The organism is Mesorhizobium sp. WSM4840 (assembly GCF_055811755.1).
Window position 1 is genome coordinate 1 of record NZ_JBVVQD010000021.1, and the last position, 19,433, is coordinate 19,433.

The 19,433-nt window shown below is 60.6% G+C and carries 20 protein-coding genes and 3 pseudogenes; 18 read left to right on the forward strand and 5 right to left on the reverse strand.

Annotated elements, in window-relative coordinates; all coding sequences use genetic code 11:
* Positions 1–127 precede the first annotated feature (127 nt).
* Positions 128–376 (forward strand): annotated as a pseudogene (locus AC0L3I_RS24700) (NapC/NirT family cytochrome c); the annotation flags it as partial.
* Positions 377–662: 286 nt separating this feature from the next.
* Here AC0L3I_RS24700 and AC0L3I_RS24705 read toward each other — a convergent pair.
* Together AC0L3I_RS24705 and AC0L3I_RS24710 are read right to left on the reverse strand one after the other, a co-directional pair.
* The gene (locus AC0L3I_RS24705) at positions 663–1,607 is read right to left on the reverse strand and encodes an alpha/beta fold hydrolase (RefSeq protein WP_473528535.1); all 945 of its coding nucleotides are present in this window, start codon (positions 1,605–1,607) and stop codon (positions 663–665) included.
* A gap of 9 nt (positions 1,608–1,616) precedes the next feature.
* On the reverse strand, positions 1,617–2,366 hold the full coding sequence (locus AC0L3I_RS24710; RefSeq protein ID WP_473528536.1) for a DUF4336 domain-containing protein: 750 nt from the start codon (positions 2,364–2,366) through the stop codon (positions 1,617–1,619).
* A 389-nt stretch (positions 2,367–2,755) separates the two neighbouring features.
* On the opposite strand from AC0L3I_RS24710, the gene AC0L3I_RS24715 reads away from it, so the two are divergent.
* The 6 genes from AC0L3I_RS24715 (at position 2,756) to AC0L3I_RS24740 (ending at position 6,697) form a co-directional block, all read left to right on the forward strand.
* On the forward strand, positions 2,756–2,989 hold the full coding sequence (locus tag AC0L3I_RS24715) for a hypothetical protein (RefSeq protein WP_473528537.1): 234 nt from the start codon (positions 2,756–2,758) through the stop codon (positions 2,987–2,989).
* 289 nt (positions 2,990–3,278) lie between these two features.
* Positions 3,279–3,809, forward strand: a complete 531-nt coding sequence (locus AC0L3I_RS24720; protein ID WP_473528538.1) for a flavodoxin domain-containing protein — start codon at positions 3,279–3,281, stop codon at positions 3,807–3,809.
* Positions 3,810–4,097: 288 nt separating this feature from the next.
* A complete protein-coding gene (locus tag AC0L3I_RS24725; protein WP_473528539.1) occupies positions 4,098–4,433 on the forward strand; it encodes a hypothetical protein in 336 nt (111 codons plus the stop codon).
* Between the two features lie 340 nt (positions 4,434–4,773).
* Positions 4,774–5,805, forward strand: coding sequence for an MBL fold metallo-hydrolase (locus tag AC0L3I_RS24730; RefSeq protein WP_473528540.1), 1,032 nt, complete (start codon positions 4,774–4,776; stop codon positions 5,803–5,805).
* A 19-nt stretch (positions 5,806–5,824) separates the two neighbouring features.
* Positions 5,825–6,250: a YeeE/YedE family protein gene (locus AC0L3I_RS24735; protein ID WP_473528541.1), complete on the forward strand. Its 426-nt coding sequence runs from the start codon at positions 5,825–5,827 to the stop codon at positions 6,248–6,250.
* Between the two features lie 15 nt (positions 6,251–6,265).
* A complete protein-coding gene (locus AC0L3I_RS24740; RefSeq protein ID WP_473528542.1) occupies positions 6,266–6,697 on the forward strand; it encodes a DUF6691 family protein in 432 nt (143 codons plus the stop codon).
* 358 nt (positions 6,698–7,055) lie between these two features.
* Here the strand turns inward: AC0L3I_RS24740 and AC0L3I_RS24745 are convergent, their stop codons facing one another.
* Both AC0L3I_RS24745 and AC0L3I_RS24750 read right to left on the reverse strand, forming a co-directional pair.
* Positions 7,056–7,736, reverse strand: coding sequence for a redoxin domain-containing protein (locus AC0L3I_RS24745; protein WP_473528543.1), 681 nt, complete (start codon positions 7,734–7,736; stop codon positions 7,056–7,058).
* A 17-nt stretch (positions 7,737–7,753) separates the two neighbouring features.
* Positions 7,754–8,084 (reverse strand): annotated as a pseudogene (locus AC0L3I_RS24750) (adenylate/guanylate cyclase domain-containing protein); the annotation flags it as partial.
* Between the two features lie 400 nt (positions 8,085–8,484).
* Here AC0L3I_RS24750 and AC0L3I_RS24755 point away from each other — a divergent pair.
* The 5 genes and pseudogenes from AC0L3I_RS24755 to AC0L3I_RS24775 all read left to right on the forward strand — a co-directional run.
* A pseudogene (locus tag AC0L3I_RS24755) lies at positions 8,485–9,213 on the forward strand (ABC transporter ATP-binding protein); the annotation flags it as partial.
* Between the two features lie 873 nt (positions 9,214–10,086).
* Entirely contained in the window at positions 10,087–11,055 is a 969-nt protein-coding gene (locus AC0L3I_RS24760; RefSeq protein ID WP_473528544.1) for a helix-turn-helix domain-containing protein, read from the forward strand.
* Positions 11,056–11,201: 146 nt separating this feature from the next.
* Complete coding sequence (gene adh, locus AC0L3I_RS24765; protein WP_473528545.1) at positions 11,202–12,719, forward strand: aldehyde dehydrogenase; 1,518 nt, start codon at positions 11,202–11,204, stop codon at positions 12,717–12,719.
* A 66-nt stretch (positions 12,720–12,785) separates the two neighbouring features.
* Entirely contained in the window at positions 12,786–13,124 is a 339-nt protein-coding gene (locus AC0L3I_RS24770) for a DUF779 domain-containing protein (RefSeq protein WP_473528546.1), read from the forward strand.
* A gap of 97 nt (positions 13,125–13,221) precedes the next feature.
* Positions 13,222–13,437: a DUF1858 domain-containing protein gene (locus AC0L3I_RS24775; protein WP_128285192.1), complete on the forward strand. Its 216-nt coding sequence runs from the start codon at positions 13,222–13,224 to the stop codon at positions 13,435–13,437.
* Here the strand turns inward: AC0L3I_RS24775 and AC0L3I_RS24780 are convergent.
* Positions 13,434–14,138 carry a Crp/Fnr family transcriptional regulator gene (locus AC0L3I_RS24780; RefSeq protein ID WP_473528547.1) on the reverse strand — a complete coding sequence of 235 codons (705 nt, stop codon included), beginning with the start codon at positions 14,136–14,138 and terminating at the stop codon, positions 13,434–13,436. The two genes, AC0L3I_RS24775 and AC0L3I_RS24780, sit on opposite strands and share 4 nt — an antisense overlap.
* 231 nt (positions 14,139–14,369) lie before the next feature.
* On the opposite strand from AC0L3I_RS24780, the gene AC0L3I_RS24785 reads away from it, so the two are divergent.
* The 6 genes from AC0L3I_RS24785 to AC0L3I_RS24810 all read left to right on the forward strand — a co-directional run bounded on the left by AC0L3I_RS24785 (position 14,370) and on the right by AC0L3I_RS24810 (position 19,425).
* A complete protein-coding gene (locus AC0L3I_RS24785) occupies positions 14,370–15,572 on the forward strand; it encodes an NnrS family protein (RefSeq protein ID WP_473528548.1) in 1,203 nt (400 codons plus the stop codon).
* Positions 15,573–15,715: 143 nt separating this feature from the next.
* Positions 15,716–16,162 carry a pseudoazurin gene (locus AC0L3I_RS24790; protein ID WP_473528549.1) on the forward strand — a complete coding sequence of 149 codons (447 nt, stop codon included), beginning with the start codon at positions 15,716–15,718 and terminating at the stop codon, positions 16,160–16,162.
* Positions 16,163–16,403: 241 nt separating this feature from the next.
* The gene (gene nirK, locus AC0L3I_RS24795) at positions 16,404–17,507 is read left to right on the forward strand and encodes a copper-containing nitrite reductase (RefSeq protein ID WP_473528550.1); all 1,104 of its coding nucleotides are present in this window, start codon (positions 16,404–16,406) and stop codon (positions 17,505–17,507) included.
* 72 nt (positions 17,508–17,579) lie between these two features.
* A complete protein-coding gene (locus AC0L3I_RS24800) occupies positions 17,580–18,452 on the forward strand; it encodes an SUMF1/EgtB/PvdO family nonheme iron enzyme (RefSeq protein WP_473528551.1) in 873 nt (290 codons plus the stop codon).
* Positions 18,424–18,984, forward strand: coding sequence for a group III truncated hemoglobin (locus AC0L3I_RS24805; RefSeq protein ID WP_473528552.1), 561 nt, complete (start codon positions 18,424–18,426; stop codon positions 18,982–18,984). The genes AC0L3I_RS24800 and AC0L3I_RS24805 overlap by 29 nt, the downstream gene beginning before the upstream one ends.
* 9 nt (positions 18,985–18,993) lie before the next feature.
* The gene (locus tag AC0L3I_RS24810) at positions 18,994–19,425 is read left to right on the forward strand and encodes a potassium channel family protein (RefSeq protein ID WP_473528553.1); all 432 of its coding nucleotides are present in this window, start codon (positions 18,994–18,996) and stop codon (positions 19,423–19,425) included.
* Positions 19,426–19,433: the final 8 nt, after the last annotated feature.

The window sequence follows — 19,433 nt, forward strand, 5'->3', positions numbered from 1 at the left end:
CTGCATATGCGCAAAACGGATCCTGCGAACGAGATGGTCAGAGTAATATATCAGGGACCCGCAATCTTGGAATGGGCGAAGCTGCCGATTGGCACGGCACAGCGGCATCGCCTGCGCGCAGGTTCTTCGCAACTGCCATTCCTCGGTGGCGATGGACCTGTCCAAACAGACCGAGCGCGCGGCCTCGATCCACACGCGCTACCTCCTGTCTGGCGAGGCCACTTGCATCGACTGCCACAAGGGCATCGCCCACGAGCTTCCGAACATGGAAGGCGTCGATCCCGGCTGGAAAGTTCCACCCGAACTTGAGGGGGAGGAACTGCCGGCGGCGTCTGTATTCGATCGCCTGGAAAGGATTGCGCGGTCCCCACACTGAATGATGTGGAGCTTGGACGACGACGACGCTTCCAGATGATCGGTTGGACGGCGGGCCAGGTCGCTTAAGTTGACGCTGCGAAGCGACATTTGCTTTGGAGCTATCGCCGAGCGACATTGATCTGAGACAACGACGGTAGCCTGTGACGCGCGCATTGTGAGACTTCGATGAGGAGTCCCGCCATGATAATTCGAGAACTATCCCTCGCCCAATGCACCGCCCTGATTACTGAGAATCGGCTCGAGCGGCTCGCCTGCTCGTCCGGCAACCAGCCCTATCGCGGCGGCTATGGCCGGGCTGACGCGGCCAGGGGAGGTTTAGACGACGGCGCCACCCTGGCCCGGGCAAGAAAGTCGCCGACCACCTCCCTTGCGTCCTCCTCGTGCCCCACACGGACATGCCCGCCAGTGTGGTAGACGACCAACTTTGCGTTTGGAATCGTGCTCGCTGCGAACTCAGCCGCGGGCAGCGTGTTGAACAGATCATCTCGGGCCGACATGACCAAAGTTGGCGTGGCGATCTTTTCGAGCGGCAGGCGTTGGAGATCGGGCGTACTGTCGATGTTGATGCCGGGGAAGCGCGAAAGCGGTTCGATGCTCCGAACTATGGTCATCACCCGATTCTGCTCTTCTTCCGAGGCTGCATCGACCAATTGCGGCGGCACGCCGATGAAAAAACGGATGAGGGCCGACGGAGCAATCTTCTCGGTCGCCCACCAGGCGAAGTCAGCTCCGGCATTGACCAGCCAGAAGACAAACGCGCTGCCAGGACTGCCCTCGACCATGACAGGGCTCTCGGGCGCGTATGTTCCAGGGACGATCAGAATGAGCGCCGCCACCTTATCCGGATGGCGAAGAGCGAGTTCGATTGTCGAGCGCGCGCCAGCCGAGATGCCGACAATGATGACCTTGTCGACGTCAAGTGAGGAGAGCAGCGCCGCATGCGCGTCGGCCTGAGCGGCGGGCGAAGCAACGGAGGGGATTGGTGTCCCCAGATAGCCGAAACGCGACGGGGCGATGACCCGAAAGCCGTCCCCGACGAGATCGGCAACGTTGGCCAGGCCCTGGCCAGGAGCCACCCAATCTGGACCTCCGATGCTAGTTTCCGCGTTTCCGATCTCTGAAAGCGTGGACCGGAAAAGGTGCGCCAATTCCAGACTTCCTGGCGCTTCTCCAGAGCCGCCGTGCGCGGCCGCTTGAATTGACCCGAAATGGCATTTGGCTTCCCCCAAAGCACTGCGTCACCAAGCCGACTTTCCGAATATTCTACGGACAATCTCGTCTTCATTTGCATCAAAGCAGCGGCCGTGACTGAGAATTACCCGCCGCGGTTGCCACGACTGGAGTTTGCTTATCACTGCCTGGGCTTTCCGCCGATGCAGGAGAATTGGCAGCCGCATGCCAAAGAAGGTCCGCCCGTGCGGGTAAGCCATCCGAGTCAGCTTGGTCACCGTGCGCCAAGGCTCATCGATCATGTCCAATTCGAGATTGATGATCGTGTCTGTAAGAATCAGCGTCTTTGAAGCTTGGTGGAAAAATAGGAACTCTTTGAAGTAGCCACCGGGAAACAGTGTCTGGTCCATGTCCCGCCGCCACTCCTCAGGCGGATCGGCTTCCAAATCTCGTGCGAACGTCACATCCGCGTGCCGTGCGCGTGCTCTTTGGCGGACTCTGGGTGATGCCCATGTTGTTGCCTCAGGGAAAGCCTTCGACCACTCACCGATATGAGCGTAGTGAAACTGGTTGGGTGACACGAGGTGGCGAATTCTGCCCAAGTTCCGTAACTCTTCGGCCAGCGTCGAAGCAAACGTGATGGGCGAATGAAGGAATAGATCGCCGTTCGATAGGCGCACCACCGTCATCCGAGTGGTGAATGGCAGCGGAAGTTTTATTCCTGCTACGGTCAGATACTCAAACGGACCGTCAACGACGCCAATACCGGGTCCCTGAGGTTTGTAGACGTTCACCGGCTCGTAAAGGGACGCACTCACAGCCACTCCACTTCATCAGCTCGGCGCAAGGCGAAGATTATCTGATTGTTGCATTGGCGATGCAATGCGTCTGGCCTGAAGGTCGGCTCCCCACCACCCTTCTTCGACCCAAGAGATAGACGAAGGATCGCCCCCTACGCCGACCATTGAGGCGGCGTCACGAGTCCGGGTGGCGCAATGTCGACGTGACGTTCCACTCATGTCGGCTTTATTGCAGCAGCGCCCGAATCCATCCGACGAAAGTGACGACCAGAAGGGATAGGCGAAGAACGGCAGCGGCGACGTGGTGGGCGACACTTGCTCGCCCAGAAAATCCCCGCAGCGGTGATCAAGAACAAGGCTGCCTGCGACGATGCCGACCCCGAACCCGGCTCGGGAATTGCTTTGGTATGCTGAAGAGCAGGAGCGCCGTCGCCCATAGCGCAACGCCAGCGCCGAACGAAGGGACGCTCGTGTTCGCGCCCGCCGCCGTTCCGGACATTGTGACGCCCTCGCCGATGCTGAACACGAGAAAGCCGCCGGAAACGATCTCGCTTCCCATCCTGTGGAACTTCAAAGTCAGCAAAGCACAAGCATCACAAGCCCACCGATACCCCGCGCCGTTGCCTGGAGGTTTTGGCTGAGCGGTCATGGTCCCGGCCAAGCCGAACACACCGCCGAAAACGGGAGCGGGTGATGCAGGGCTTCCGATCACGGGGCAGTCTGCAACGCTTCGCATGACTTGTCTCAAACAACTTGACATCGCCCCTGTGAGACATAATTGGCTTAACGAGGAAGGGAGGATTTCTGACTCATCGTAGCCGCGAAGATGAGACAGAAATCGCAAGCGGCGAAGCCCGCCACCCTGGACACATTAGCCCGCGCCAGGCCCCTCTTGGCAACCGACGTGGGCGCTGTTGTCGGAGGGAAATCGTGAACGTCCTGATTGTCTATGGAACGACCGAAGGGCAGACCCGGAAAATTGCCGCGTGGACGGCAACGCATGTTCGCGAGCGCGGGCACCAGGTCGAGCTGCAAGATAGCGCAGCGCTCGCATCCGATTTGAAGCTCGGACCTTTCGACGCGTTCGTCATTGCCGCGTCGGTCCACCAGGAGCACCACCAGGAAATCGTCACGAACTTCGTGTTTGCCCATCACGAACTGCTGAACACTAAGCCTTCAGCCCTCATATCCGTCAGTCTGTCGGCGGCGCTGGAAGACCAAAAGACGGAAGCGCAAAACTACGTGGATCGCTTCGTGTCCGTGACAGGGTGGCAACCACGCATGACCCTCCTTCTCGGGGGTGCTTTGCGCTTCACCAAGTACGATTACTTCCAGGAGCAGTTCGTCAAATTCGTCGTCATGAAACGCAGCAGCGATCAGAGCCCTGAGCGCGATCACGAATTCACTGACTGGAACACTCTCGCCGACTTCGTTGATCGATTTCTTGAGACGGCCGGCTAGACAAGGAAGTGCCAAAGTCGATCTAGTGCTCGCCGATCGGCGATCCCGATGATCCCTTGCGAACGGTTTTTCATGTGAATTGGCACTGGGTTAGAGCCAGCCTAACCAGCCTAACCGGGTCAATGTTTGGCGCTGGTCTACACGACATAGGGTGCGACGCCGTTCCCAGGAATTTAGGAAGCAGCAGCAGGAGGGCGGCGCGAGACGTGTGTCGAACGACGTCGAGCTGCCGCACAGAAGTGAGAGGACGCACAGAATTCCAGCGATCTCATTCAACCGGTGACCCCGTTGCCGCCATATACCGGCGACGAAGCGACCCGGCGCGCGCCCCGACAGTTGCGTTCTTCGGCGGGGGTCGCGATCTTCGTGGCCGAGCGCGATGATAAGGATCACTGGATGCGCGCTGGACGCGCCTACCAGCGCTTCGCGTTGCGCGCGACGGCGCTCGGCCTCAAGCTCGCCTTCATCAACCAGCCCGTCGAAGTCGCCGCCCTGCGGCCCCAACTCGCGAGCCTCGTCGGGATGCCCGGCCGCAGGCCCGACATCGTGATGCGCTTCGGCTACGGACCCACCTTGCCGTTCTCGCCGCGCCGACCGGTGGAAGCAGTCCTGGCTTCCGCCTGACTTTCAAATGGGTGGAAGCAGTGGACGTCGTCGTTCGGCGGCCTACCGTGACAAATGCTCAACGTTTGGCGATCATTCGCGACGTCCACACGGCCGTTTACGTCCTGATGGCCGCGTCCACCCTCCTACTCCTCTACACGGGCATTTCTGGCCCTTAAGTCTCTCCCAAATACGCACAGGAGACCCATCTTGCACACGCTCGTGCATGGTGACACTCTCAGCGGGAGAGGCATTGAATGTCCATCGCAAGCACCCACCAGACTTCGGCAGGTTAAGCATCCCTGGCAACTAACAAGAATAAAAGAGCACACGGCGCGTCGCGCCATCCGGGAGGACGATAATGATCTTCCGCCAGCTTTTTGACAGTGTATCGGGCACCTACAGCTATCTTATCGCCAGCGGACGGGGCGCGGAGGCGCTCATTATCGACCCGGTCCTGGAGAAGGTGGACCGTTACATTCAGCTCATGAATGATCTCGACCTCCGCCTAGTCAAGGCGGTCGACACGCATCTCCATGCTGACCACGTCACCGGGCTCGGTGCACTCAGGGATCGCACCCGCTGCATTACCGTAATGGGCGAGAACACCAAGGCCGATGTGGTCTCGATGCGATTGGCCGATGGCGACAAACTCGACATCGAGGGTGTCAGCCTCGATGTCATATACACGCCAGGTCACACCGACGATTCGTATTCCTTCGCTCTGGATGACCGTGTTTTCACTGGGGACACTCTTTTGATCCGCGGCACGGGCAGAACCGACTTCCAGAATGGCGATGCCCGGGCCCAATATGACTCGATCTTCAATCGCCTGCTAAAATTGCCCAACGACACGCTGGTCTACCCGGCTCATGACTACAAGGGGGATACCGTTAGCACCATCGGTGAGGAAAAGCGCTGCAATCCGCGGCTGCAGGTGAAATGTGTCGATGAGTATGTCGAGCTGATGAACAATCTGAAGCTGCCAAACCCGAAGATGATGGATGTGGCGGTTCCGGCCAACATGCGCATTGGCCTGGCCCAGGACGCCGTCGCCCAGAGGGGCTGGGCGGTTCTTGCAGGCGACGCAGTGGAATTGCTGGGACGGCCGGAAATTGCGCTCGTCGATCTGCGAGAAAAGTCAGAGCGTGAGCGGCACGGGACTATTCCGGGTGCGCTGCACGAGCCCTATCCGAAGCTCAGGGACAATCTGGGAACCGGGGGGCTGCTCAGAGCGCTCGGAACCAGCAGGCGGATTGTCTTTTATTGTGCTTACGGCGAACGCTCGGCCATGGCCGTTCAGGCCGCCCAAGAGGCAGGTATTACTTCCGTCTGTCACATCCAGGGCGGTATCGCTGCCTGGAAGGCTGCCGGTGGACCTATCGAACAATGATACCCAGCGCGAGGGTACCATGACAGAGTTTGCGCCGGTCCCTGGTCTCATCGGCGGAGTTCTCATCGGCATCGCTGCCGTCCTGATGATGTACACCATCGGACGCATCGCCGGAGTTTGCGGTATCGTCTTCAACGCGTTGACCGCCAGAGATCCGGCCAACACGCCCTGGCGAGTGGCGTTTGTCATTGGCGTGCCCTTGGGAGCACTCCTGGTGACCTTTATTGGCCTGAAGGATTGGGGCAGCCTGAGCTTCCCGGCCGCCACACCGACAACGATTATCGCGGGCTTCATCGTCGGCGTTGGGACGACATTCGGGTCGGGCTGCACCAGCGGTCACGGCATCTGTGGGCTCGCCCGGTTTTCGATGCGCTCCCTTGTTGCCACCGCGACATTCGTGGTCACTGCTGCGGTGACCGTCTTCATCATTCGTCACATCGTCTAGCTATAGGTAACCGGCATGCCCATCATCTTATCGCTCCTGGTCGGGATCGTCTTCGGCGCCGGGCTCACGCTCTCCGACATGGTCAACCCCGCTCGCGTCCTCAATTTCTTCGATGTGGCTGGGAACTGGGACCCGACGCTGATCTTTGTGATGGGGGGAGCCCTTGCCACCGCGACGATCGGATACAGGCTGGTCTTCGCTCGCGGCACTCCCCTGATTGGCGGCAAATTCCACCTGCCGACCCTACGGCAGATTGACCTGCCGCTCGTCGGCGGCGCCGCACTGTTTGGCGTCGGATGGGGTCTGGCAGGATTCTGTCCCGGCCCGGCGCTCGCAGCACTCGTGTCGCTGGAGCCGAAGGTCTGGTTGTTCGTAGCAGCCATGCTGGTTGGGATGGCAGCGACAAAGGTCTGGCGGGAGCAGCAGTCATCCTGGAGAGCACAATAGCTGTGATTTTGATCACCGGTGCCAGTACCGTACGTCATGGCAGGGAGAGAGATTTCCCTTGTAGTGAAGCGACCGCAGAACGGCCCCGGCCAGTTGCTTTAATAGACGGACGTGCTCTGGCGCTGCTTCGATGTTGCTGAACCGGAATTCTTGACCCGAATTGTCCTGCCTGCGCTACTGAAATGACCCATGGGGTCGACACCTGCCGGAGCGTGAACTTCCGGTCCGGAGATCCGCGGGAACGGCGGCTCATGGCGCGACCGAGCCGGCCGGGGCATCGGCTCGGATTATACCGGATGGTAACACATTCGTTCAGCGTCTTGCTCAGTGTCCCGCCCGTTTTACCTCGTTCGCAAGTCTATTGGGCGACCTGGGAGACGGCTGACATCAGCTCCTGCGGGTTCGGCGCCCCAAACATGTATCGCCCACCCTCTGGAACCTCCGTGAAGCTCCACCGGACGATCCCCTGCCGGTCCAGCAAGAACTGACCGACCAGTTGACCATGTCCCGTTGCCATCATCTGCTCGTCGGCTTCGGTCAGTTCGTAATGGTCCTTCTTATTGAGGAATTCGGTGGCCGCAAAAGGATCCATCGGACCGGGCAACTCGCTTGGTATGTCGACCCGCAAATCCATTGCCGCTGCCATCGAGACCTTGTGCGGCCAGGTCGTCTCGTTTTCGGTGAATTCGAGATTTGGCAGTCCAAAAGCACGATGCGAAGCGCGCTCAGGGTCGGAGGCCGCAAGCAGATTCGGCATCGGGTGGTAGCGGAAATAGAGACGCGCCCGTTCGATCGGCGTGTTGACCACCGTAAGGCTCTCCACGCCCTTTTCGCGCAGCTCCGGGTCGAGCCGCGCCTGGGCGGCGATATGGCGCCGGCAAAACGCACAATGCAGACCTCGAAACAGGCCGACCAGCACCGGTTTTTGTCCGCGAAAGTCGTCGAGCGCGATCTTGCCCTCCTGGGTAATGGCGTCGAGCACCAAGTTCGGCGCACGGTCGCCCGGTTGAAGCGGTACCGAGTCACTACGCGCGGACATATCAACCTCCCACCCGGCTAGTCGAGAAAAGGCAACACCACAAGCGCTTCCGGGTCGAGCCCGTGCTGGGCGCATATAGCCTGCGCCAGGGAAGAGTAGCGTTCTGCCTCGGCCAGATTGTTGAGGTCGAGATTAAGTGTTGCGAGACCATCATAGCACGGAAACAGCAGTTGCGGTTCACCCGTTTCGCCTGCCACGTCCAGTGCTTCGTGAAACAAAGCCAACTGCAAGTTCCACCATCAACGGCACCGGCAGGTGCTCGCGCTGGTCGAGGGCCGGGTCGATCTCGATGGCCTTCTCCGGGGTTCGGGGTCGGCCTGCCGACGGAATTCCGCCGCACTGTTGTGTCATGTCACTGGGGTACTCCAAGCGAAGGACTGTCCAGAGCTTCCACTTTGGCCTTTTGAACGCCAGAAGCGGCCGGGCTGCTCCGGCCCCAAGGCAGACGTTTCCACATGAAATGCGAACGTCGCGACCGTATAGAAAAGTGGAAGTTTGAGACGCCGTTCGAGATGGCTTGATCGCGCCGCTCCGACGTTCGCCACTTGCTCGTATGCGGACGGTTGCTAGATTCAAAACCTCTGGTCAGGAGCCTAATCATGCTGGGTGTGATCGGCTATTGCCTCGATGATTTTCTTGGTTGCCACTCCGGTTGCCGATCTTTCGTTCACCAGAATAGCGGTTCGGAACGGCACCTCTAAGTCGACCTCTTTGCGAGTGATGCCGAATTCCGAAAAGAAGCGGGCCGCGGATGCTGGAAATCGCGCCGTATCTCGACCGGCGCCCCGGCCAGCTCTCCGGCGGCCAGCGCCAGCGCGTCGCGATCGGCCGCGCCATCGTGCGCAATCCAACCGCTTTCCTGCTTGACGAGCCGCTGTCCAATCTCGACGCTGAGCTGCGCATCTCGACACGCGCCGAACTGGCCGCGCTGCACGAGCGGCTGTCGGCGACGATGGTCTATGTCACGCACGACCAGATCGAGGCGATGACGCTTGCCGACCGCATCGTCGTGCTGCGCGGCGGCCGCATCGAGCAGATTGGCACGCCGCTCGACCTCTACAATCATCCGGCCAATCTGTTCGTCGCCGGTTTCATCGGTGCACCGCGTATGAACTTCCTGCCGGTAAAGGTGGCACCCGGCGGCACTGGCAGGTCAAGCCTCACGCTGGACGGTTCAGCTGGATTCGAGATCGACGGGATCGTCAGCGCGGCCGATCGCGACGTGACGCTCGGGCTGCGGCCGCATCACATCAGCCTCGCCGATGCCGGCAAGGGAGACGTTGCGGCGCGCGTCGCGCTGGTCGAAGCCCTCGGCTCCGAGACAATCGTCCACACCAAGACAAGCGGCGGCCAGACCATGCTCGCGGTTGTCGCCGGACAATGCCCGGTGGCTTCAGGCGACACGGTGGATCTGAAGTTCGATACCAGCCATCTGCATCTTTTCGATAACACCGGCCTGCGCATCGCTGTGAGTTAGAAGTCGGCTAACCCCGTCCGGGATGGCGTTGGAGTATGAATGGGCGTCCCGGCATGACCCTGGATCGCGCTCGTGCGAGAACAATCAAACTGTGCGCTGTAGGGATAGCGGAGCTCGATTGGCCCACTTCAGCGCGAAGTTGGCCATAAGGTATTGACCTTGAAAGGTTTTGGTGGGGCCCGGAGGTGTGCCGGGAACGTTGATTTCATTGGCTTTCTCGTGGGCAAATGTCAGAACTCCTCCCGTATCGTTCCTGTTAGTTCCGCGACAGCCAAACAGTCGAAGATAGCGATCCTATTCCTCCCTCGCGCCAACAGCCGCCGATCTTGCCGTCCTGGTGCAACAGGCCGGAGCGTACCGAACACCTCGCCTGCGCTCGATCGGATACTCGTTGATATGCAGCAGCGCGACGTCCATACAATTGCGCTGCAGGCGCTGCCTCGCATAGATGGTCGCGGTGTCTTTCGCACTTGGAAGCTGCGAATAAGACCGGTCGCCATAGAACTGCACTATAAGGTAATAGGTCCCGTTCACCGGCATCCCGTTTGAGCCGCAGTGCTAACGCGTCTGGTGAGATGGGACGTGTTGGCCCTAATGGTGGTTATTGCTCTCGATCAATGAACGCCCAATCTCGTGCTGCTAGGCTTTCGACATCAACCGAAGGAATGTTTGAAGAGTGTTCCGGCGAGGAGATTATGAGCTGGCCAAATATATCGATGGACGGCAGAACATGAGGATGTCCCCCCTTCTGGTTCTTCTGTCGAATTGACAGTGTGCTGATTGAAGACGGAACCTGGTGCGATACAGAGCAGCCCTGTCTAGCGGCCTGGTTCAGGAACTGAAAGGGAAGGTGGGGGTGCCGGAGGAGAACCCATGAGCGAGGATCTATCTGGTCATCATGCCGACCGCATTCAGGCCGCGATCGCTTCGGATGCCGCTGCGAAGTCCGCGCTGGTTGCCTCCTGGCGACGGTCTTCCAGTTTGCATCGGCTCAATCCGACCGATTGCAGCCCGCCACTCTATCTGACAGAGGCGGAATTGGGGGAGGCCCGGCAACGCATCGAACCACTCGTCCGAGCTGCCCAATCGAGTCTGGACCGGCTCTATCTCGCGGTGGGCGGCGTCGGATGCTGTGTCCTGCTCGCCGATCGTAACGGCGTGCCCGTCGAACGGCGCGGCGCGCCTGTGGATGACGAGACGTTTCATTCCTGGGGTTTGTGGACCGGCGCCGTCTGGAACGAAGAGAGCCAGGGCACCAATGGGATCGGCACCTGCCTGGTTGAACAGCGCGCGCTGACGATCCACCGCGACCAGCATTTTCACACGCGCAACACGGGGCTCAGTTGCACCACTGCACCGATCTACGATCATGAGGGGGATCTTGTAGCCGCCCTTGACGTCTCCTCCTGCCGGGCCGATCTGACCGAAGCCTTCGCCAATCTTATTTCGGTGGCCGTGGTCGACGCGGTGCGTCGGATCGAGGCAGAGAACTTCAGGATGGCGTTTCCCAAGGCGCGAATTCTTCTGGCACCAGTGACCGACAAAGGCTCCGGCGCGCTGATCGCTGTCGATGCGGACGACCTTATGGTCGGCGCAACGCGGTCGGCTCGCCTGGCGCTTGGAATTACGCGACAGGGTCTCGACAAGCCGATGCCAGCGGCCGATCTGCTCGGTTGGGCGGAGAGCGGCCCCGCGGTCCTCGCCGAGGCGGAGCGCGGCGTTCTGCAGCGGGCGCTGGCACGGGCGGACGGAAATGTCTCAGCTGCCGCTCAGGCGCTTGGCATCAGCCGCGCGACGCTTCATCGCAAGCTCAACCGCCTGGACGTCCACAGGTCGCACTGACCATTCGAAACGCCACATGACTGTCGCAATTCTGCGACACATCCCGCCCGGCCACTGTCCTCGGCACGGTGACAATAGCGGCGGAAAACGCAAGTCTCTCTTCCGAAGCGTCGCATCCCGCGACGTCAGCTTTGGGAGGAAGACACATGAACAAGGTTGAATTCTCACGCTCGGTCAAGGCGCCGTTCGACAAGCGTTACGGCAACTTCATCGGTGGCAAATGGGCCGAGCCACGCTCCGGCCGCTACTTCGAAAACTACTCGCCGGTGAACGGTCAGCTGCTGTGCGAAGTGGCGCGCTCTGATGCGCAGGACATCGAGGCGGCGCTTGACGCGGCCCATACCGCCAAGGACGCCTGGGGGCGCACCAGCGTGGCCGAGCGGTCGCTCATCCTCAATCGCATCGCCGACCGCATGGAGGAAAACCTCGATCTCCTCGCGTGCGCCGAAACCTGGGACAACGGCAAGCCGATCCGCGAAACGACAGCGGCCGACTTGCCTTTGGCCATCGACCATTTCCGCTATTTCGCCGGCGCGGTGCGTGGCCAGGAAGGCAGCCTTTCCCAGATCGACGACGATACCGTCGCCTATCATTTCCATGAGCCGCTCGGCGTGGTCGGCCAGATCATCCCCTGGAACTTCCCGCTGCTGATGGCCTGCTGGAAACTTGCACCCGCACTTGCCGCCGGAAACTGCGTGGTGCTGAAGCCTGCCGAGCAGACACCCGCCGCCATTCTGCTGTGGGCTGATTCGATTGGCGATCTGCTCCCGCCCGGCGTGCTTAATATCGTCAATGGCTTCGGCCTCGAGGCCGGCAAGCCGCTCGCGTCGTCGCCGCGCATCGCCAAGATCGCCTTTACCGGCGAGACCACGACGGGCCGGCTGATCATGCAATACGCCAGTCAGAACCTGATCCCCGTCACGCTGGAACTCGGCGGCAAGTCGCCCAACATCTTCTTTAAGGATGTCGTCGCCGAGGACGACGATTTCTTCGACAAGGCGATCGAAGGCTTCGTCATGTTCGCGCTGAACCAGGGCGAAGTCTGCACTTGCCCAAGCCGCGCGCTCATTCACGAATCGATCTACGAGACCTTCATGGAACGTGCGCTGAAGCGCGTCGAGGCGATCGTGCAGGGCGATCCGCTCGATCCGGCGACGATGATCGGTGCCCAGGCCTCGTCCGAACAGCTGGAAAAGATCCTGTCCTACATCGACATCGGCCGCCAGGAAGGAGCCGAGGTGCTGACGGGCGGCGCCCGCAACGAGCTGCCGGGCGATCTCGCCGGCGGTTACTACGTCAAGCCGACGGTGTTCAAGGGTCACAACAAGATGCGCATCTTCCAGGAGGAAATCTTCGGGCCGGTGGTTTCGGTGACCACCTTCAAGGATGATGACGAAGCGCTCAGCATAGCCAACGATACGCTCTACGGCCTCGGCGCCGGCGTCTGGACGCGCGACAGCAACCGTGCCTATCGCTTCGGTCGCGCGATCCAGGCCGGCCGTGTCTGGACCAACTGTTACCACGCCTATCCCGCGCATGCGGCTTTCGGCGGCTACAAGCAGTCCGGCATCGGCCGCGAGACCCACAAGATGATGCTCGACCACTACCAGCAGACCAAGAACATGCTGGTCAGCTATAGCCCGAAGAAGCTCGGCTTCTTCTAATCGTCTCTTGGCTCACAGGCGCGGCTCCGCAGGGGCCGCGCCTCAAGCTGGAAATCGAAAAAAGCCATGCATGCGAAGGTCACGGCAACGCCGACAGCGCTTGAATTGATCGCGGAGATCGTTGCCGAGCACGGTCCGGTGCTGTTCCATCAATCCGGCGGCTGCTGCGATGGTTCTTCGCCGATGTGCTATCCGCGTGCCGGCTTCATCGTCAGCGACCATGACGTGCTGCTCGGCCACATCGGCGACGCGCCGTTCTATATCGGGGCGTCGCAATTCGAGGCCTGGAAACATACCGACCTCATTATCGACGTGGTGCCTGGCCGCGGCGGCATGTTCTCGCTGGACAACGGGCGGGAGAAGCGGTTCCTGACGCGGTCGACGATCTGCGCCGTTCAACCGTGATGAGGGTGCATCGGCCTGTTTCCTCTTTGTCTCAGCGCAACGAGCATCCGGCGAAGCGGATGCAATATGTCCGCTTCCAAAGCGCGGACAAACAAGCATGAAACACAAATTCAGCGACGATGCGACGATGGACGAAATCATGAGTAGGTCGCCGGCGGCCATCCGGGTCGTGCTCCAGCACGGCATGCTTTGCGTCGGCTGCCCGATTGCTTCGTTTCACACAGTTTCCGACGCGGCACGGGAGCACGATCTGAGTGAAGAAGAACTCCGTTGCGACCTGCTGGCGGTGACGAACGCCGGCGACCCGGATTAGCCTTTTTCTTCACGGCCCTCCGCGATTAGAAGGAGTCGGTGAGGTTCGACGACGGTCACCCGCTGGCGTCCGCTTTTGACCAATCCCTGGTCTTCCCATGCCGAGAGCAGCCGGCTCACCGTATGGAGCGTTGTTCCCGTCATCTCGGCAATGTCCTGACGTGAGATCGGGAAGTCGATCAGGATGCCTTCCTCGGTCTTTTTGCCGGTCTGCTTGACCAGCTTGAGCACCGCATGGGCGACGCGCTGATCCACCTGCTCGGTGGACATCTCGATGACGCGCGTATGGGCATCCTGCAGCCTGCTGCCCACGGCCTTGTAGGTGTTGGCGCTGAAACTGGGGAAATCGGCGGCGAACGCCGGCCACAGGCGGCTCGGCCAGGCAAGAACCACGCAATCGACGGCAGCTATGGCATTGGCCGGATAGGTGGTGCGGCCAAGCGCGTGGGCGATACCCATCAACTCGCCTGGACTAATGTATCGCACCGTCACCTCGTGCCCGTCAGGCGTCGACTTGACGACGCGCACATGTCCGTCGAGCAGCAGGAAAAAGGAATGTGCCTCCTGCTCCTGCTCGAATACCGGCTGGTCCTTGGCAATCCTCAGTGACCGGGCCTGGCCGACAATGCGGTCGAGATCCGTTGCGGCTATGCCTTCAAAGACAGACAGCCCGGCAATCAGCGAGCGATCGAGGCTACCCAACTCTATCTCCTCCGTTTTTTGGCGGCCGCCGGTGCACCCCGAGCCCGGTCAGAGAATGTCTCATGGGCGACCGGCGGGCGGCAAGGGGTCGCTTCCGCGGCCCTCCCCCCGAAAATTCAATCTTGTTTGCGCAGCGGCAAATTCCGTCTGCCCAGTCAGGATAGAACGACCGGCGTGGCAGGTCGACATGACCTGTCACGTCCGCCCGTAGCTTCCATTTCAGGGGATATCATGGCAATTCCACGCACGCGGCCAAGCGGCTTTCCGGCAGTCCTCTCTTACGGTTTCAGGCCATTCTTTCTGCTCGGCTCCCTGCAGGCCGGCGCGGCGATCCTGTTCTGGCTGCCTTTGTTCTACGGCAAGCTCGAAGCCTCCAGCGTCTTCTCGCCCGTGGACTGGCATGTCCACGAGTTGCTGTTTGGTTATCTGGCGGCTGTTGTGACGGGTTTCCTGCTGACTGCAATCCCGAACTGGACCGGACGTCTTCCCGTGCAGGGTCTTCCCCTGCTGGCGCTCGCATTGCTTTGGTGCGCGGGACGGTTCGCCGTCTTCTTTTCGGCGGAGACAGGCTGGTTGCTCGCAGCCGTCATAGACTGCGCCTTTCTTCTCGCGGTGGTCGCCGCCGCCGCAACGGAAATCATCGCCGGCCGAAACTGGCGAAACCTCAAGGTCCTGCTACCTGTGACTGCGCTTCTGGCAGCGAATATGACGTTTCATGCCGAGGCGCACTATCAAGGCGTGTCCGACATCGGTCGCCGCCTCGGTCTTGGCGCAGCGGTCGTCCTCATCATGATCATAGGTGGCCGCATTATTCCCTCTTTCACCCGCAACTGGCTGGCGCGCGAGAGACCTGGACGGCTTCCGGTCCCGTTCGGCAGGTTCGATGTGGCAACGATCGCGCTCTCCGCAGCGGGATTGACGGCCTGGGCCTTTCTTCCGGACAGTGCTGGCACCGGGGCAATGCTGATCTTGGGGGCGCTTCTCAATACCATTCGGCTTGCCCGGTGGGCCGGAGACCGAGCGCTGCGCGATCCTCTGGTGCTGATCCTGCATGTCGCGTTCGCCTTCGTGCCGATCGGCCTCCTGATTGCCGGCCTCGCTGTCTTCGTGCCCGAGAAAGTGCCCGCAGTAGCCGGCATTCATGCGTTCGGCGTCGGAGCGGTTGCCTGCATGACGCTCGCCGTCATGACCCGCGCCACGCTCGGACACACAGGGCGCGAACTGCGGGCAGGCATCGGCACTTGTGCGGTCTTTGTCGCGATCGCGCTTGCGGCCCTTTTTCGCATCGGAGCTGCATTCGCACCGGCGCAAGCGATGCTCCTCCATATGTCGGCGGCGTTATGGGTCGCATCCTTCATCGGCTATGCGGGCCTATTCGGCGGGATGCTCATTCGACCACGTTTGCAAGCGAGGCAGCCGAGAACCGCCGTTTGAGGCCGACCGGCTCCTTAGACCAGGCAGCTCTCTCCCATGCACATTTCGCATGCCAATTTGCGCCAGCGCAAATTTCCACGTCTCCCGGTCACGTAGAAGAGCGCAACGGTTGATGCCGTAATGAACAAAGAAAGGATCCCCCCATGAAATTGCCACTGATCGCCGCGGCCATCGCCCTGCTCTCCATCGCCGGTGCGGCAAATGCCGAAGAACATGTCGTGCAGATGCTGAACAAGGGAGAGAAGGGCTCAATGGTCTACCAGCCTGCCTTTGTTCGGGCGGCGCCTGGAGACACGATCAAGTTCGTGCCGACCGACAAGTCCCACAACGCCGAAAGCATCAAGGGCATGATCCCGGACGGAGCGGGAGCCTTCAAGGGCAAGCCCAACGCGGAAATTGCCGTGACCGTGACCCAGGAGGGGGTCTATGGCGTGAAGTGCGCTCCACACTACGGTATGGGCATGGTTGCGCTGATCGTGGTCGGCAAGCCCGTCAACCTGGCAGCAGCGGAAGCCGTCAAGCAGGTCGGAAAAGCCAAACCGGTATTCGCCGAACTGTTCGCCGAAGTGACCAAGACCGCCTCTAACTGACCTTTTTCACAAATCCCCTCCGGTTCGGCGGCCGGGGGGAAGGCCGGGTGGACCAGGGGAGAGGTCCAGCCCGGCCTATTTCATTCCCGACTTCATGCAGCAGAGCCGATGCCTCCGATCCAATGGGAGTTGCCTCTCTCAGGCGCGGCTATCAGCGTATTGGATTTGCGTTAGCGCAAAGACTTGGCCGGAGCCGAGACTATTCTGACGACATCGAATGGCCGAAACCAAGGAGATGGAAATGCTTACGAGACGCGAAGCTTTGTTGGGTTCTGTTCTTACCGCAGCCGCGGTCGTCACCATTGGTGCAATGCCGGCGGTGGCAAGCGCCAAGGATGTCGCCCGGCTGCCCCGTGAAAAGGTAACCCTGGTCCCGCCGCCGTTCGTCCATGCTCATGATCAGGTCGCCAAGGGCGGTCCAAAGGTCGTCGAATTCATCATGACGATCGAGGAGAAGCCGGTGGTCATCGACGCCGACGGCACCCAGCTCAATGCAATGACCTACAACGGCTCGATTCCCGGCCCTCTGATGGTCGTGCATGAAGGCGACTATCTCGAGCTCACGCTCGTCAACCCCGACACCAATACCCTCGCCCACAACATCGATTTCCACGCCGCCACCGGCGCGCTTGGCGGTGGCGAATTGACGCTGGTCAATCCGGGCGAGCAGGTCACGCTGCGCTTCAAGGCGACCCGGAGTGGAACGTTCGTCTACCACTGCGCACCCGGCGGCGCGATGATCCCATGGCACGTGGTCTCGGGCATGAGTGGGGCGATTATGGTGCTGCCGCGTGGCGGCCTCAAGGACGACAAGGGCAAGCCGGTCCGCTACGACCGCATCTACTACATCGGCGAGAACGACTTCTACATCCCGCGCGACGAGCAAGGGCAATTCAAGAAGTACGAGTCGGCCGGCGACAACTACGATGAGACCATGAAGGTCATGCGCGGGCTGATCCCAACGCATGTGGTGTTCAACGGCAAGGCCGGTTCGCTGACCGGCGACAATGCCATGAAGGCGAAGGTCGGCGAAACGATATTGATCGTTCATTCGCAGGCCAACCGCGACACGCGTCCGCACCTGATCGGCGGTCATGGCGACTTTGTCTGGGAACACGGCAAGTTCGCCAACCCTCCGGCCAAGGATCTGGAAACCTGGTTCATTCGCGGCGGGTCGGCTGGCGCGGCGCTCTACACCTTCTTGCAGCCGGGCATCTACGCCTATGTGAACCATAATCTGATCGAGGCCGTCGAACTCGGTGCGACCGCGCACTTCACGGTCGAGGGAAACTGGGACGACGATCTGATGATGCAGATCGAAGCACCCAAGGCAATTGCCTCGTAAACGGGAGATCCGATCCTCAGTGCAACCCTGAGGCGAAGCCAAAGGGTTGCAATCGCAGCCGGACTTGACGCCATGTCCTTCGATCCTGTCTTCACCCTCGGAGCAATTGGGGCTGCCGCACTGATCGGCATGGGCATGACCCATATGTTCGAGGAGAGTCCCCTGGAGTTCTCCCAACCGGTGGCCGTGAGCGAACTGGTGGTCCTGGGACCCGGCTCGTTTGAGCACCCACAGGCTGGGGAATTCCTCAAGGAGAACCGTCCCATCGCGGCGCCCATCGAGCAGGAAACCATCGACGCGCTACTGGAAATCATGAAATACCAAGTAAGCGTATCGGAATATGGACGTTGTGTGGCGGACGGCGCCTGCAAACCAGCAGATGCACGCAACGTCGGTGACCTTCCGGTCACCGGTGTGAGCTATCTCGATGCCGAAGCCTACGCGAGGTGGTTCTCGGCGCGGATAGGAGAGGCATGGCGGTTGCCGACAGACGTGGAGTGGGCCTATGCGGCCAGTGAACGGTTCCGAGGTGACATTGAGGGCGGCGAAAGCGACCCGAAGAACCCGGCGCGCCGGTGGCTGACACAGTATCGTCTGGAGGCCTCGCTCGGACGGAAACCTGATCCAGAGCCGAGGGCTCAAGGGTCCTTCGGCACCAATTCAAAAGGCCTAGCGGATATTGCGGGAAATGTCTGGGAATGGACCTCGACATGTTATTCCCACGCCACGATAGATATTGATGGTAAGCGGACCGCGAGTTCGATCGACAATTGCGGAGTGCACGTCGTTGAGGGGTTCCACCGCACCTACATGTCGAACTTCATCCGCGACGGAAAGAGCGGCGGTTGCGCAGTCGGCACGCCGCCCGACAATCTGGGTTTCCGGCTTGTCCGCGACCAGCCCAGTCTCGTGCAGGTTGCCCTTCGGCGCCTGGGCTTCTCCTGACAGCTTAAAACAAGAGTGCATGATGACATTGAAATCAGCTTTGGTCGATCGGGCGCGCCCGATCGCGGAACAGCCTCTGAGCCATACTGGCGTCGATCGAACATCGATCGGAAAACTGGTCCGTGAATTCTACGCAAAAGTCAGGAGCGACGAGCGTCTGGGGCCGATTTTCGCGCGCGAGATCACCGGCGACTGGGAGCCACATTTCGAGAAAATGACGGACTTCTGGTGTTCCATCATTCTCAAGAGCGGCGACTATCACGGCCGCCCGGTGCCTGCGCACCTCAAACTCAAGGATGTCACCGCGGCCGATTTCGAGATCTGGCAGGCCCTTTTCGGTCGAACGGCGGCTGAACTCTTCGCGCCAGAAACGGCGGCGGTGTTTGTCGACCGGGCCGAACGGATCGCGACAAGCCTGAAGCTGGCGATGTTCTTCCGTCTCGGTCCCGTTGCGACGGCCGAACAGGCTGGCTTCGGCGAAACTCGGCCGGTTTTGATTTCGCGCAAGGAACGCACCCCGAGAGATTCCTAATTTCGTCGCATGGCCCTCAATCTCTTCGTCGGCACGGTCGTCATAAGCCTGACGGTCCTGATTCACACCTTCGGTCTGATCGCCGTTACCCATGCGATGAGGTATCTGGTGGCGCGGTTTCGCATGCATGGCCGCCGCAGCCGTATAGTCGCGATGATCAGCGTCGTGATGGGGCTCTTCGCCGTCATCACAACGGAGGTTTGGCTTTGGGCCGGGATTTACCTGTTGCTCGACATCTTTGCCGACTTCGAAACCGCACTGTATTTCTCGACCATTACCTTTTCGACGGTCGGCTATGGCGACGTCATACCCGCTCACGGGTGGCGCGTGCTGGCGGCGCTCGAGGGCGTCAACGGGTTTCTGCTCATTGGCTGGTCGACCGCCTATCTGATCGCGGCTGGCACCCGAATCGGCCCATTCAAGACCGGGGAGCATTTCTGATCAGGCCG